The sequence below is a fragment of the Oleiphilus sp. HI0066 genome (assembly GCF_001635725.1).
In genome coordinates this window covers 1-474 of sequence record NZ_LWFH01001532.1, presented here as the reverse complement: position 1 = coordinate 474, position 474 = coordinate 1, and the positions used below count along the sequence as shown (strand labels likewise).

At 39.5% G+C, this 474-nt stretch carries 2 protein-coding genes; both read right to left on the bottom strand.

Annotated elements, in window-relative coordinates:
- A partial coding sequence (locus tag A3738_RS23815) for a Fur family transcriptional regulator (protein WP_197473994.1) occupies positions 1–238 on the bottom strand: 238 nt, incomplete at its 3' end.
- Positions 239–283: 45 nt separating this feature from the next.
- Positions 284–474, bottom strand: a 191-nt coding sequence (locus tag A3738_RS32150; protein ID WP_231876748.1) for a hypothetical protein, incomplete at its 5' end; no start/stop codon positions are given.

The following is a 474-nucleotide window of genomic DNA, read 5'->3' as shown; positions in this document are numbered from 1 at the left end:
TGTCGAGCTTATGAACAAGTTGCTCTGTCTGAAGGAAATCAAGAATACGATACACTGACATCGCGGGCAGAGGGGCTTTAAATTCATCTTTGAGGTAATCAACAAGCTCGTAAGCAGAGAGTGCTTTTTTTGATTCAATCAACGCAGAGAGGACTTGTTTTCGCTTATCGGTTAAGCGAACGCCTTTAGCTTTACACTGTTGCTCGGCGCTATTGATGATCTTGTTTATTTGGCTCATTAGAACTACTTAAGTCGTAAGGATGTTCACGATATAACATATCATTTATAGCCGCAATGACTCTTTTCTAATCAATGCTGAGACTTGTTTAAGTCTGATTTTTGATGGCTTTTTGAGGGAATCTTGGTACCACTGATACATCGCCTCGTATTCTCTCATTTGTAAGTACTCGTTTGATTTGTGCTCACACCCAAGAGTATCAATCCATATAAGTATCGCAATGTATTCAATGCTGT